This window comes from Salinimicrobium sp. TIG7-5_MAKvit (genome assembly GCF_049569215.1).
Classification (GTDB): Bacteria; Bacteroidota; Bacteroidia; order Flavobacteriales; family Flavobacteriaceae; genus Salinimicrobium; species Salinimicrobium profundisediminis.
In genome coordinates this window covers 661813-675586 of sequence record NZ_CP145903.1, presented here as the reverse complement: position 1 = coordinate 675586, position 13774 = coordinate 661813, and the positions used below count along the sequence as shown (strand labels likewise).

The window sequence follows — 13774 nt, the reverse complement described above, 5'->3', positions numbered from 1 at the left end:
TTTTTTATGCAGCTTTGTGTTAATTTTGTGCAAAACCCACTTCATGTATCAAAAAATAATCCGGCCCCTGCTTTTCAATATTGATCCCGAGAAGGTGCATTATTTCACCTTTTCTGCTCTTCGGAAATTGTTTCTTCTTCCCGTAAGCCAAAAACTTGTTCGAAAACAATTTGTAGTTGAAGATAAAAGGCTGGAGCGGGAAGTCTTCGGAATTAAATTTCCTAACCCCGTAGGTTTGGCTGCCGGGTTTGATAAAGATGCAAAACTATATAAGGAGCTTTCTAATTTTGGCTTCGGATTTATTGAAATAGGCACTTTAACCCCAAAGCCACAGCCGGGAAATGAGAAAAAAAGGCTTTTCAGGCTAAAAGAAGACAAAGCCATTATCAACAGGATGGGCTTTAATAATGGAGGGGTGACAGAAGCGGTAGAAAGACTGAAAAAGAACAACGGAGTTCTTATTGGCGGAAATATTGGTAAAAATAAAGTCACGGCCAATGAAAAAGCTGTTGATGATTATTTGATCTGCTTTAATGCCCTTTTTGAGCAGGTAGATTATTTTGTGGTCAATGTAAGTTCTCCCAATACACCAAACCTTAGGGAGCTACAGGATAAGGAACCGCTAACTAAGCTACTCAATACCCTGCAACAGGAAAATTTAAAGCGCCCGGTGCAGAAACCAATCCTGCTTAAAATTGCACCCGATCTTACCGATTCCCAGCTCCTCGATATCATAGATATTATAAAAGAAACCGGAATTGCCGGAGTTATAGCCACCAACACCACCATTTCCCGCGAAGGTCTCACTTCAGCAGACAAAGATGAAACTGGTGGATTAAGTGGACAGCCGTTAGCTAAACGTGCAACAGAGGTTATTCGTTTTCTTTCAAAAAAAAGCAATAAAGCCTTTCCAATTATTGGAGTAGGAGGCATCATGTCTCCCGAAGATGCTATTGAAAAACTTGAGGCAGGGGCCGCTTTGGTACAGCTTTACACAGGTTTTATCTATGAAGGGCCGCAGTTAGTGAAGAAGATCAATCAGGCAATTCTAGCACGTTCCTAGTGGCGGGAGAACTCATAGCTTTTCTTGCAGCTGCCGTGCTGCTCACCCTTTCTCCCGGCCCCGATATAATTTATGTATTGGTTCAGGGTATGACCAATGGGAAAAAACACGGGATTGTTACTGCTCTTGGCCTGGTAAGCGGAATTATCGTTCACACCAGCCTTGTTGCTTTTGGGATTTCAGCAATAATTAAGCAGTCCGAAAATTTATTTCTAATGATCAGGCTTTTGGGAGCGGCATATTTGTTCTACCTGGCCTGGAAGGTCTATAAAAGCGATTCGACGATAACCGTCAAAGCGCCGGCTGCCGAACAAAAGAAGAAATTAGCTGCCCTCTTCAAAAGGGGATTTTTAATGAATGTTTTAAACCCAAAAGTTGCCATTTTCTTCCTCGCCTTTTTCCCGGGCTTCCTTTGGGATCCACAAGGCAATACAGTTTACCAGTTCTACGTTCTCGGGTTTCTATTCATGCTTCAGGCTTTCCTTATCTTCGCTGCCGTTGCTATTCTTGCAGGAAAAATTTCTGTCTATCTTCAAAAGCACCCTGCTTCAGCCCAGATTTTTAAATGGTTGCAGGTGGTGGTTTTTGTTGGGATTGGCATGTTTATATTAGTGTAGGGTAAAGAGTAGTAAGTAGTTAGTGCTGAGAAGAAGCTATTAGCCTTTAGCAGTTAACCCTTAGCTTCTTTCTGATAAGATGGCGCGGATTTGTAATCGGTGCCGGGGTAAACATTAAAATAAGGCCCTGAAACAAGTTTATGGCGAAAAAATTCTACTTCCTACTTCAGAATCTCAATTCTCATATCTCAATACTAAATTCTATATTTGACTCATGGGGAAATTAAAAATTATTGAATGTCCGCGAGACGCCATGCAGGGAATAAAGCAGTTCATTCCTACAGAAAAAAAAGTTCAGTACATTCAGTCTTTGTTGCGTTGCGGATTCGACACTATTGACTTCGGAAGTTTTGTTTCTCCAAAAGCGATTCCTCAAATGGCCGATACTGCTGAAGTTTTATCTAAACTCGATCTTTCGAGAACACAAAGTAAGCTGCTGGCCATCGTTGCGAATACGCGGGGCGCCCAGGATGCTGCCCAACATCCTGAAATAGACTATTTAGGCTATCCTTTTTCGATTTCTGAAAACTTCCAGATGCGAAATACCCATAAGACCATAGCCGAATCTGTTGAAACCCTGCAGGAAATCCTCAATATCGCCGATGCTTCGGGTAAAGAAGTGGTGGCATACCTGTCTATGGGTTTTGGAAACCCTTACGGAGATCCGTGGGATGTGGAGATTGTGGGGGAGTGGACAGAAAAACTCTCCGGAATGGGTGTAAAGATCCTCTCGCTCTCAGACACTATTGGTAGTTCCACCCCCGATATTATTACTTATCTGTATTCAAATTTAATTCCGAAGTATCCAAAAATAGAATTTGGGGCACACCTTCATACCACTCCCGCAAAATGGTTTGAGAAGGTAGATGCGGCTTATAAATCGGGTTGCAAAAGATTTGATGGTGCGATACAGGGATTTGGTGGCTGCCCAATGGCAAAAGACGAGCTTACAGGAAACATGCCTACTGAAAAATTATTATCATATTTTACGTCTAAAAAAGATGACACAAATGTTAGGATGATGAGCTTTGAATCCTCTCATAATGAAGCCACCAAAATATTTTCTGCTTATCATTGAAAAAATAGGTTCCAAAAATGGCATTTTTGGCACTTCAGTTTTGGGGCTTCTAAATAATTAATTTTCAGTTCGGTTAATTTGTGGTTAAAAGAATGTATATTTGCACGCAATTAAATCTTAATTGCCATGATCGCACACACCTCCAGGATCCTGGGCGAAGGACTCACTTACGATGACGTACTCTTAGTCCCTGCCTTTTCAGAAATCCTTCCCCGCGAAGTTAATATTCAATCTAAGTTTACCCGCAACATTGGCCTCAATGTGCCTATTGTTTCCGCAGCTATGGATACTGTGACCGAATCACGTATGGCTATTGCCATTGCACGTGAAGGAGGAATTGGTGTTTTGCACAAAAACATGACCGCCGAAGAGCAGGCGCTCAAGGTGCGAAAAGTGAAGAGGGCAGAAAGTGGGATGATCATTGATCCTATCACTCTCCCAATTACAGCAAAGGTGAAAGACGCTAAAGAAAATATGCGTGAGCATAGCATTGGCGGCATTCCCATTGTTGATGAAGATGGAAAATTACTTGGAATAGTGACAAATCGCGATTTGCGGTTTGAAAAAAATAACAACAGGCCAATTTCGGAAGTAATGACTTCTGAGAATTTGGTTACAGTAGCCGAAGGTACTTCCCTTGAAGATGCCGAAGTGATACTGCAGCAAAACAAGATTGAAAAACTGCCAGTTGTTAATTCTGAAGATAAACTTGTTGGCCTTATCACCTTCAGGGATATTACAAAGCTTACCCAAAAACCTATTGCCAATAAAGATTCCTTCGGAAGGCTTCGCGTAGCCGCTGCCATTGGCGTTACAGGTGATGCAGTTGAAAGAGCCGAAGCTTTGGTGAAAGCAGGAGTGGATGCCATTGTTATAGATACGGCTCACGGACACACTAAAGGAGTGGTGACAGTACTTAAGGAGGTGAAAAGGAAGTTCCCCGACCTGGAAGTAGTAGTTGGAAATATTGCTACTGCCGAGGCTGCCAAATATCTTGTAGAAGCCGGAGCCGATGCTGTAAAAGTAGGAATTGGTCCAGGATCAATATGTACTACAAGAGTGGTTGCCGGGGTAGGTTTTCCACAATTCTCGGCCGTACTGGAAGTTGCAGCAGCCATAAAAGGCAGCGGCGTTCCTGTAATTGCTGATGGAGGAATTCGCTATACAGGAGATATTCCAAAAGCTATTGCTGCCGGAGCCGATTGCGTGATGCTGGGCTCACTTTTGGCAGGTACAAAAGAATCGCCGGGAGAAACTATAATCTACGAAGGAAGAAAATTCAAGTCTTATCGCGGAATGGGATCTGTAGAAGCTATGAAACAAGGCTCTAAAGATCGATATTTTCAGGATGTGGAAGATGATATCAAAAAGCTGGTGCCCGAAGGTATAGTAGGAAGGGTGCCTTACAAAGGGGATCTTTATGAAAGTATCCACCAGTTTATAGGAGGCCTGCGTGCCGGAATGGGATATTGCGGGGCAAAAGATGTTGCTGCCCTGCAGGAATCGGCTAAGTTTGTGAAGATAACAGCTTCAGGAATAAACGAAAGCCATCCACATAATGTGACCATCACAAAAGAATCACCTAACTACAGCAGATAGTTCATAGTTCAGGAGTTTGTAGATAAGAGTAGATAGCAAAGCCCAAAAAAAGGAGGGTCTCAAAAATGCCATTTTTGAGACCCTCCTTTTTTTTAGCTGTGTCAATGATTATAGTGATTGACCTTCAGTCATTGCAGCACTTTTAACCACTGACTCCTAAATTTATTGCTTCACGGTAATTCCTAATTTATCAAGAACTTTCATGGTAATATCAAATTCTTCAGCAGAATAGGCCAGGCTATTTCCGCCGGCATGGAAGATCTGTGTGTAATTCTCTTCCTGGATCACCTGTAGCATGGCAGCATTGATCTTCTCATAAAGTGCCTTGGTAAGTTCATTTCTCTTCATCTGCATCATTAGGCTGGCTTTTTGACGAAAACCTTTAATGTCATTTTCAAGACCCATGATCTCTGATTCTTTTGTTTTTCTGTCTTCTTCAGAAAAGGTTGTGCTGTTTGCCTGATAGTCTTTTACCAGGGTTTCGTACTTAGTAACGTTTGATTCAAGTTCTTTTTGAAGATCTTCATTATAGGTTTTGAGTCCTTCGTTGACCTGGGTCATTTCAGGCAATTGGTTCAGGATATAATCGGCATCTATGGTTCCTATTTTTGACTGTGCAAAGGCTGTTAGACTTAGGAAGGTAAAGCTTAAAACTAAAAGATATTTTTTCATGATTCTGTTTTGATTTTCGCAAATATAAAGGAGCAGAGGCATTTATGAAGATTTTAAGAAAATATTTTTTTACTAATCTTCATAAAGCTGTCCACGATGAGGTTTTAGAGCGTCACGAACCGCCGGCATTTCATCGTTAGTCACTACCAAAAAAGCAATGGCATGGGTTTCAGATAATTTTTCGCTACCCAAAATATTTATTGATAAAGCGTTGGTATTAAAGAATTCCTGTAAGTGATGAGCGTGATGTTTGGCGGTAATTTCGGAATCAGGGCCACGAAAATCCCAGATAAGTTTTAGTTTGCGTTCTTTAGACATGTGATGAAATTTGGCTTCTTTGACTTTAGCATAGCGAAAGCCAGGCCAAAAGTAAAATTTTTGTGAAATTCTTTCGTTTTATCTGCAGGTTGGTATACTGTTTGGAATTCGTATTTTTGCGAACTCATAATATTTAAGACTAATTTGACTGTCAAAAAAAGACTTTTCTTCTTACTGTTTTTGGGCTTTTTAACCGGAAGCTGCAACCTGCTCAATGAACCCGAAGAGAAAGAAGTTATTGCACGCGTAAATGATGCATATCTGTACAGGGATGATGTAGCCACTTTAATTTCGGCCAACACTTCTCCTGAAGACAGTACACTTTTGGTAAATAACTTCATTACCCGATGGGCCACTCAAAAATTGCTGCTTGACAGGGCGCGGGTTAATTTGAGTAGTGAACAGCAGGCAGAATTTGATCGCCTGGTGCAGAACTACAAGAACGAACTTTATGCTAAAGCCTATACCGATGCTATCGTGAGCCGGGAACTCGACACCAGTATTTCAAGAGAGGCAGCCGAAGCTTATTACGAAGAAAATGGAGAGAATTTTTTTCTTAATGAGAACCTTGTGAAGGTGAGGTATATCAATATTACCAAGAACAACAAGGACTTTGAAACTATAAAAAAACGGTTTATCAGGTTTAGCCAGGAAGACAGGCAGGCATTGCTGGATATGGCCATTCAGTTCAATTCATATTCACTCAATGATTCTGTTTGGGTTAAAACAAAAGAGGTTTACGATAAAATTCGGCCTTTAACGCCTCAGGACAATCCTGAATTCTTAAAAAACAAAAATTTTATGCAGCTTGAAGACTCATTAGGAGTATATTTGGTCTCTGTTGAGGATGTTAAGCTGCGCAATGAACAGGCGCCCCTGGAGTATTCCTTACCGGGTATAAAGCAGATCCTGCTGAATAAAAGAAAGCTGGATCTCATTAAAAAATTAGAAAAAGATATTACACAAGATGCTATTAAAAATGACGAATTTGAGATCTATAATTAAATCACTGGGCCTATTATCCCTTATCGTGGGCGGGAGCAATGTTCATGCGCAGGAAGTAATAGTTACCGACAGTACCGCAATTGGTATTGAATCGGAAATTCAGCAAAAAATACAGGACAGGAGTGGCCGTTTTAAGGTAGATGGAGTAGCAGCAGTAATTGGTGATTTTGTTGTGCTTGAAAGTGATATTGATAAGATGTACCTTGAGCTTCAAAGCCAGGGCGTTTCTACTAAAGATGTGACCAACTGTAACCTTGCAGGTAGGTTAATGGAGAACAAGCTTTACGCTCACCACGCCATACAGGACAGTATCATAGTTTCTGATGCCGAGATCAATGCCAATATTGATCAGCAATTGGCTTATATGACCCAACAGGTAGGTTCTCTTGAAAAAGTACTCGAGTTCTATAAAAAGGATAGTGAAGCTGATTTTAGAGCTGAACTTTTTGAAATTAACAAGCAGAACAGGCTTGCTTCTGAAATGCAGCGGAAAATTGTTGATGCCGTAGAGATCACTCCTGAAGAGGTGAGGGCATTCTTTACAGAGATTCCCGAAGACGAGCGTCCTGTATTTGGGGATGAGGTTGAAATTGCACAGATTGTAGTGAAGCCGGAAATTCCGCAGGAAGAAAAAGATGAAATTATAGCACGACTGAATGAAATGCGTGCAGATGTACTGGAGAATGGAGCCAGCTTTGCTACAAAAGCGGTTTTGTATTCTCAGGATCCAGGTTCGAGGTCTTCGGGAGGAAAAATTACGCTTACCCGTCAGGATCCTTTTGTAAAAGAATTTAAAGATGCTGCATTTTCCCTTCAGGAAGGGGAGGTGAGCAAACCCTTTAAGACTGAATTTGGTTATCACATTCTTATGGTCGATAAAATTCGTGGGCAGCAGGTAGATGTGCGTCACATCCTTTTAATTCCTGATGTTACCGAAGAGACCAAGCAAAAAGCTTTTGACGAAATCGAAAATGTAAGAGAAAGGATCAGTAATGAGGAAATTTCTTTTGCCGATGCTGCTAAAGAAGTTTCAGATGAAAAAGAAACTCGTGAAAGCGGAGGAAAGTTAGTAAATCCTACCACTGGTGATACTAGGTTTGAACTTGCCAAAATTGATCCGTTGCTATACGAGCAGGTTGTCAATCTTGAGAAGGGAGAGGTTTCGAACATTATCACAGATCAAGACAATACCGGAAGACCTTTTTATAAATTAATCACTGTTACTAACAGGTACAAAGAACATAAGGCAGACTATGCCCAGGACTTTAACAAGATCAAAGAACTTGCACTTAGGGATAAGCAGCTTGAAGCTATTGAAAAATGGCAGGCAGAAAAGATCAAGGAGACGTATGTTAAGGTAAATGGAGAGTATCGAGATTGCGAATATTCCAGCAACTGGCTTAAGAAATAAATGACATTTTTGGCAGGTATGACAGATGTAGAAGCGGTAGAAAATCTGGTTAAACGGCATCAGCAATTAAGGCAGGAAATCGCCAAAAGAATTGTTGGCCAGCAACAAGTAATAGACCAGATCCTTTTATCTGTTTTTTCGGGAGGGCATTCCCTGCTTATTGGAGTTCCAGGCCTTGCCAAGACCCTGATGGTTGATACCATAGCCCAGGCCCTTGGGCTTAATTTTAAAAGAATTCAGTTTACTCCAGATCTTATGCCGAGTGATATTCTGGGCTCGGAGATATTAGATGAGAACCGGCATTTTAAATTTATAAAAGGTCCTGTTTTTGGCAATATCATTCTTGCTGATGAGATTAACAGAACTCCGCCTAAAACCCAGGCAGCCTTACTGGAAGCCATGCAGGAGCGATCGGTAACCGTGGCCGGTCAACATTATAAGTTAGACCTGCCCTATTTTGTGCTCGCAACTCAAAATCCTATTGAGCAGGAGGGTACCTATCCATTACCCGAGGCGCAGCTTGACCGGTTTATGTTCGCCATCAAACTGGAATATCCCTCCTTTGAAGAGGAAATCGAGGTAGTGAAGAATACTACATCAGATGAGGTAAAGGATATAAATCCTCTATTTACCGCTCCTGAAATTGTCAATTTTCAGCATTTGATTCGACGCATACCCGTGGCCGATAATGTTGTGGAATATGCGGTAGACCTTGTGGGGAAAACCCGTCCCGAAGGAAATAGAGCTACCTCTCTTGTAAAGGAATATGTAGATTGGGGCGCCGGACCAAGAGCTTCTCAAAACCTCATTTTAGGAGCCAAAGCTAATGCAGCGGTAAGAGGAAAATTTTCACCCGATATTGAAGATGTGCAGGCAGTGGCCTTTGGAATTCTTAGGCATAGGGTGATTAAAAATTACAAAGCTGAAGCCGAAGGAATTTCGGAAGAGCATATTATCAAGAGTCTGCTCTAAAGTTTTTAGAACTGATATAACTTCTTCGTGTGCATTACTGTTTACTTCCGAAGTATAGTGCACAAATTATTTCCAGTTAATTGGTTCTTCTCCCTGTTATCTTCAGGAGTACTGTTTGCTGATACTATTTATCTTCCATCTATGCGATTCAGGAGCAGCTTCAAAAGACTGTCTCTCTTGTTGTTAAAAAGTGTTGTTGTACACTTGTTTTTGCTGAAAAATTGACCTGATAGAGGGTGCTTATTTTTCAGAAAGGATAAAATAAAGCTTCATATTTACCATATTCTTGTTTTTATGCTAATTTTATAGCATTAGCTTATTTTTATATATAGTTTTTTCATGAACTGCTAAATTATCTTCAGGTAATTTTCAGGTTTGGTTATAATTTTTTAAATCGGGCAGGAATTTGTAATTTTGCAACACTTCAGAATATTAATAAATTCAAGATATGGCATACGATATTGATATGATCAAGAAGGTTTACAGCCAGATGGGCGAGCGCGTTAATGCCGCACGTGAGGCTGTTGGTAAACCTTTAACCCTTTCAGAAAAGATCCTTTATTCTCACTTGTGGGATGGAAAACCGACTCAAAAATTTACCCGAGGTAAAGATTATGTAGAGTTTGCGCCAGACAGGATTGCCTGCCAGGATGCAACTGCTCAAATGGCTTTGCTGCAATTTATGCAGGCTGGGAAAAAGAACGTGGCCGTTCCTACTACAGTACACTGTGATCACCTGATCCAGGCAAAACTTGGGGCGCAGTTTGATTTACCAAGCGCAAAGAAATCCAGTGATGAGGTTTTTGACTTTCTTGAATCTGTTTCAAATAAATATGGGATTGGATTCTGGAAACCGGGAGCGGGAATTATTCACCAGGTAGTACTGGAGAATTATGCCTTCCCTGGAGGAATGATGATTGGTACCGATTCTCATACGGTGAATGCCGGTGGTCTTGGAATGGTTGCTATAGGTGTTGGTGGTGCAGATGCTGTAGATGTTATGGCAGGAATGGCATGGGAACTAAAATTTCCAAAGCTAATTGGAGTTAAGCTTACAGGTAAGCTTTCCGGATGGACTTCATCAAAAGATGTGATCTTAAAAGTAGCTGGCATACTTACTGTGAAAGGTGGTACTGGAGCGATCATCGAGTATTTTGGTGAAGGTGCCGAGTCAATGTCGGCTACCGGAAAAGGAACTATTTGTAACATGGGAGCAGAGGTTGGAGCAACTACTTCTACCTTTGGCTATGATGAATCTATGGCGAGGTACCTTCGTGCGACAAATCGTGCCGATGTTGCAGATGCTGCCAATGAAGTGAAAGAACACCTTACCGGTGATCCTGAAGTTTACGCTAACCCAGAGCAGTATTTTGATGAAGTGATTGAGATCAATCTTTCTGAACTTAAGCCTCATTTAAACGGGCCTTTCACACCAGATCTTGCTACGCCAATTTCAGAAATGGCTGAAAAAGCCAAAGAACATGACTGGCCAATTAATGTAGACTGGGGCTTGATAGGATCATGTACCAACTCTTCTTATGAAGATCTTACCCGTGCTGCTTCTATCGCAAAACAAGCAGTAGATAAGAAAATAAAAGCTAAGTCTGATTTTGGTATTAACCCCGGATCTGAACAGATTCGTTTTACTGCCGAAAGAGATGGTTTGTTACAAATATTTGAAGATCTTGATGCCACTATATTTACTAATGCCTGTGGGCCATGTATTGGGCAGTGGGATAGAAGTGACCGTAAAGGTGAAGAGAAAAATACTATTGTACATTCGTTTAACCGAAACTTCTCAAAAAGGGCAGATGGTAACCCTAATACCCACGCTTTTGTAGGATCACCTGAAATGGTGGCTGCAATCGCAATTTCCGGAAGATTGGATTTTGATCCTTCCAGAGATACACTTCTTAATGAAGATGGGGAATATGTGAAACTTGATGAGCCAACAGGTCTTGAATTGCCTCCAAAAGGTTTTGATGTTGAAGATCCTGGATATCTTGCTCCTACCGAAGATGGTTCGAGTGTAGAGGTTAAAGTTAATCCTAACTCTGAAAGGTTACAGTTACTTGATCCATTCCAGCCTTGGGACGGTAAAAATTTAACTGGAGCAAAACTTCTTATTAAAGCTCACGGAAAGTGTACTACAGACCATATCTCTATGGCGGGACCTTGGTTGCGTTTTAGGGGTCACCTGGACAATATATCAAACAACTGTCTAATTGGTGCTGTAAACGCTTTCAATATGAAAACCAACTTCGTAAAGAACCAGATTACCGGTGAATATGATGGGGTACCTGCAACCCAACGAAAGTATAAAGCTGCGGGAATACCTACAGTGGTAGTGGGAGATCATAATTACGGGGAAGGTTCTTCCAGAGAACATGCTGCTATGGAGCCAAGACATCTTGGAGTTAAGGTGGTGTTGGTGAAATCTTTTGCCCGAATTCACGAGACGAATTTGAAAAAGCAGGGTATGTTAGGGATTACTTTTGCAAATGAAAGTGATTATGATCTTATCCAGGAAGATGACACTTTCAACTTTATCGATCTTGAAAGTTTTGCGCCAGATAAGCAGCTTACAATAGAAGTTGTGCATGCAGATGGCTCTAAGGATACTATTAAGGCAAATCACACCTACAACCTACCTCAAATTGAGTGGTACAAGGAAGGTTCTGCGCTTAACCTTATAAAAAAGCAGAACGCTGCTTAGAAAAAAAGCTTTTAATATATATAAAACTCCCGCACTAGCGGGAGTTTTTTGTTTAGGTTTAAACCAAAAACAGAAAAAGCAATTCTGTTTAGAATTGCTTTTTCCGAGAAAGTAGATGAGAACTCCGGAGGTTTATTTCCGGAGTTTTTTATCAAGTAATTTTTGCCCCCCAGTAAAAATTACTATTTGTTCTCATCTATTTATGGCAGGGATTCCAATTTACTCTTGTGTTTAAAAAGAACATCAAGCGTGGAAGATGGAATATCCTGATTATAAAGTGTTTGGTAATACAATTTAATGTTTTTTTTCTCTTTTTCATAGCAAACCTTCAAATTTAAATTGTTAAAGGTGTTGCGAGCCAAATAATCCAGCTTAAGAAAAACCGGTAAGAAACTTAAGACTGCAGTTCCAACTGCAGAAGCCTGTATAGAATTTTTAATGTTAAAAAGCAGTTTCCGCAGTTCAATTTTCGCCTTTTCCCTTATTTCTATAAGTTTGGCAATATTCTCAGCCATGTCTTTATCTTCCTGTTTTAAGTCGTAGTAAAGGACATAATACATTTGAAGTAGATCGTCGTTGGAGAGATCTAATTTTAAAAGCTGAGAGTATAACTGGAATTGCATCTTCTGGTAAATGAAAAATTACTAAAATAAATGTAGCATTTATTTTGTCTCAAGAAGATGCTAAAAATGTGATTAACAGAATTTTAGGTTTTTTTGTACGAAGTGTTGTAAGAAAAGTGAAAATCCTAAGGAGTTGAAATAAAATGAATTGGAGTAGGAGAAGAAAGTGTAATTTTTTTGAAAAGTGCCCAGAGCGGGACTCGAACCCGCACGCTCTAATGAACACATGGCCCTCAACCATGCCTGTCTACCAGTTCCAGCACCTGGGCTTTCTTTAAGATTTCTTTAACGTAATTTATTCTCCGTGTGAAGAAAATCAATGGTTTTCCCTTTTTGGGTTTTACACTAATTTCTTGAAGAAAGAAGTGACCTGGCTGGGACTCGAACCCAGGACCCTCTCCTTAAAAGGGAGATGCTCTACCAACTGAGCTACCAGGTCAATATTTATAAGAACTTTGTTTTGTGATCTGGCTGGGGCTCGAACCCAGGACCCTCTCCTTAAAAGGGAGATGCTCTACCAACTGAGCTACCAGATCTTGTTACTTGCATTTTTGCCAATGCGGGTGCAAATATACCCACATTAATTTATTTTTCAAGAAGAAATTGACATAAATTTGAAGATCATTTTAAAGTAGAGATTAAACTCCTTATAAATCATATAATTAAGCATGAAAATTATTCTCATAGGCTACATGGGTTCTGGTAAAAGTTCTGTTGGGAAGGCCCTTGCTACTCATTTATCTGTTAAATTCCTGGATCTGGATGCCGAAATATGTGCAGAAGAAAATAAAACTATTCCTGAAATTTTTTCGACCAATGGAGAGATTTATTTTCGCAGAAAGGAAACAGAGGTGCTTAAAAAGCTTCTGGAGAGGGAGGAGAGTTATGTTCTTTCCCTGGGAGGAGGTACCCCCTGTTACGGGAAAAATATGCAATTGATCAAAGATACGGCGTCTGTTACCTCGATATATCTCAAAACAGGTCTGCTTCAGTTGAAGGAAAGGCTAATAGTTGAAAAGGATAGCCGGCCATTAATACAAGACCTTAAAACTCCTGAAGTTCTTGGGGATTATATCCGAAAGCATTTATTTGAGCGCACCTTCTACTACAATCAGAGTGACCTTACGGTTTTAACAGATGGTAAATCTGTAGAGGAGGTAGTGCATACGGTTGTGAAAAGCCTAGACTAGTTCCACTTTATCTTCTCCCGGCTTAAAATGTACTTTTACTGTTTCATGAATGGAAGTTGAGAGAGAGATGCCTTTAAAATCGGCCTTAACCGGATATTTTTTATGGCTCCTGTCAACCAGAACTGCAGTTTTGAAACGTTTAAGCGGAACATCCAGGAAGTGTCTTATTCCGTAGATCAAAGTGGTGCCCGAGTTTAAAACGTCATCTATTAATACAAGGGCTTTATTTTCATAATCCTGAGGTGACAAACTACTGGTGACAGCCTGCAGCGGATTCTTTTTATTCACTTTTACCTCACAGAGCAGTACTTCAAGATCAGAAATTTCCTGTAGTACTGCCTGCAGCTTTTGCGCAAGCTGAAAGCCACTCTTGGCTATCCCCGCCAGGATGATCTGGTCTTCTTCAAGGTTGTTTTCATATATCTGGTAAGCGATCCTTCTTATTTTATGGTTGATCTGCTCATTGTTGAGAATCAAAACAGAATTTTTCTCCATGGGATGTTTTTTTAG

The 13774-nt window shown here is 40.5% G+C and carries 13 protein-coding genes and 3 tRNA genes; 9 read left to right on the top strand and 7 right to left on the bottom strand.

Going from position 1 to position 13774, the window contains the following annotated elements; all coding sequences use genetic code 11:
• The first annotated feature begins 43 nt into the window (after positions 1–43).
• The 4 genes from V5739_RS03040 (at position 44) to guaB (ending at position 4357) form a co-directional block, all read left to right on the top strand.
• Complete coding sequence (locus tag V5739_RS03040; RefSeq protein ID WP_423819594.1) at positions 44–1063, top strand: quinone-dependent dihydroorotate dehydrogenase; 1020 nt, start codon at positions 44–46, stop codon at positions 1061–1063.
• Positions 1063–1680 (top strand): LysE family translocator, encoded by a 618-nt coding sequence (locus V5739_RS03035; protein WP_423819593.1) that lies wholly within the window; start codon positions 1063–1065, stop codon positions 1678–1680. Before V5739_RS03040 ends, V5739_RS03035 begins: the two co-directional genes overlap by 1 nt.
• Before the next feature lie 214 nt (positions 1681–1894).
• Entirely contained in the window at positions 1895–2758 is an 864-nt protein-coding gene (locus tag V5739_RS03030; protein WP_423819592.1) for a hydroxymethylglutaryl-CoA lyase, read from the top strand.
• Positions 2759–2884: 126 nt separating this feature from the next.
• The gene (gene guaB / locus V5739_RS03025; protein WP_266069965.1) at positions 2885–4357 is read left to right on the top strand and encodes an IMP dehydrogenase; all 1473 of its coding nucleotides are present in this window, start codon (positions 2885–2887) and stop codon (positions 4355–4357) included.
• A gap of 162 nt (positions 4358–4519) precedes the next feature.
• On the opposite strand, the gene V5739_RS03020 is transcribed toward guaB, so the two are convergent.
• Entirely contained in the window at positions 4520–5029 is a 510-nt protein-coding gene (locus V5739_RS03020) for an OmpH family outer membrane protein (protein WP_423819591.1), read from the bottom strand.
• 72 nt (positions 5030–5101) lie between these two features.
• On the bottom strand, positions 5102–5347 hold the full coding sequence (locus tag V5739_RS03015) for a hypothetical protein (protein WP_423819590.1): 246 nt from the start codon (positions 5345–5347) through the stop codon (positions 5102–5104).
• 144 nt (positions 5348–5491) lie between these two features.
• On the opposite strand from V5739_RS03015, the gene V5739_RS03010 reads away from it, so the two are divergent.
• The 4 genes from V5739_RS03010 to V5739_RS02995 all read left to right on the top strand — a co-directional run bounded on the left by V5739_RS03010 (position 5492) and on the right by V5739_RS02995 (position 11451).
• Positions 5492–6352, top strand: a complete 861-nt coding sequence (locus tag V5739_RS03010; RefSeq protein ID WP_423819589.1) for a peptidyl-prolyl cis-trans isomerase — start codon at positions 5492–5494, stop codon at positions 6350–6352.
• A complete protein-coding gene (locus V5739_RS03005) occupies positions 6327–7763 on the top strand; it encodes a peptidylprolyl isomerase (RefSeq protein ID WP_423819588.1) in 1437 nt (478 codons plus the stop codon). Before V5739_RS03010 ends, V5739_RS03005 begins: the two co-directional genes overlap by 26 nt.
• 18 nt (positions 7764–7781) lie before the next feature.
• Positions 7782–8735, top strand: coding sequence for an AAA family ATPase (locus V5739_RS03000; RefSeq protein ID WP_423820436.1), 954 nt, complete (start codon positions 7782–7784; stop codon positions 8733–8735).
• A gap of 448 nt (positions 8736–9183) precedes the next feature.
• Positions 9184–11451 (top strand): aconitate hydratase, encoded by a 2268-nt coding sequence (locus tag V5739_RS02995; RefSeq protein ID WP_423819587.1) that lies wholly within the window; start codon positions 9184–9186, stop codon positions 11449–11451.
• A gap of 200 nt (positions 11452–11651) precedes the next feature.
• Here V5739_RS02995 and V5739_RS02990 read toward each other — a convergent pair whose 3' ends face one another.
• The 4 genes from V5739_RS02990 to V5739_RS02975 all read right to left on the bottom strand — a co-directional run bounded on the left by V5739_RS02990 (position 11652) and on the right by V5739_RS02975 (position 12610).
• A complete protein-coding gene (locus V5739_RS02990) occupies positions 11652–12074 on the bottom strand; it encodes a hypothetical protein (RefSeq protein WP_345599121.1) in 423 nt (140 codons plus the stop codon).
• A 185-nt stretch (positions 12075–12259) separates the two neighbouring features.
• Positions 12260–12343: transfer RNA gene (locus V5739_RS02985), tRNA-Leu, on the bottom strand.
• Between the two features lie 97 nt (positions 12344–12440).
• Positions 12441–12513 (bottom strand) — tRNA-Lys (locus tag V5739_RS02980).
• 24 nt (positions 12514–12537) lie between these two features.
• Positions 12538–12610 (bottom strand) — tRNA-Lys (locus V5739_RS02975).
• A gap of 132 nt (positions 12611–12742) precedes the next feature.
• Here V5739_RS02975 and V5739_RS02970 point away from each other — a divergent pair.
• Positions 12743–13264 (top strand): shikimate kinase, encoded by a 522-nt coding sequence (locus tag V5739_RS02970; protein ID WP_423819586.1) that lies wholly within the window; start codon positions 12743–12745, stop codon positions 13262–13264.
• Here V5739_RS02970 and V5739_RS02965 read toward each other — a convergent pair.
• The gene (locus V5739_RS02965; RefSeq protein ID WP_266069974.1) at positions 13256–13759 is read right to left on the bottom strand and encodes a phosphoribosyltransferase family protein; all 504 of its coding nucleotides are present in this window, start codon (positions 13757–13759) and stop codon (positions 13256–13258) included. The two genes, V5739_RS02970 and V5739_RS02965, sit on opposite strands and share 9 nt — an antisense overlap.
• Between the last annotated feature and the right edge of the window lie 15 nt (positions 13760–13774).